Source organism: Deinococcus alpinitundrae (assembly GCF_009982895.1).
Lineage (GTDB): Bacteria > Deinococcota > Deinococci > Deinococcales > Deinococcaceae > Deinococcus > Deinococcus alpinitundrae.
Map to the genome: position 1 here is coordinate 1 of NZ_WXZL01000349.1, position 257 is coordinate 257.

The window sequence follows — 257 nt, forward strand, 5'->3', positions numbered from 1 at the left end:
GCTCGGCAATCAGACCGCGGCCAATGGCGATAAGATCGGCATCGCCGCTGGCGAGGATATCTTCGGCTACCTGCGGAGTGCGAATATTGCCGGCGATGACCGTGGGTTTATGGAATTTATCGCGCACCGCGCGGGAGAGATAGCGCTTCCAGCCATCCTCCAGCGACATCTGATCGATTTGCAGATTCAGGTTGTCGTTCTGCGCCGCAGAGACGTTGATGATATCGACCTTCTCCTGGCAGAGCTCAAGAATACGC

Annotated in this window: 1 protein-coding gene; it reads right to left on the bottom strand. The window is 56.8% G+C overall.

The window, feature by feature from the left end:
- On the bottom strand, positions 1–257 hold a 257-nt coding region (locus GUI70_RS23705), incomplete at both ends, for an oxidoreductase (protein WP_202630621.1).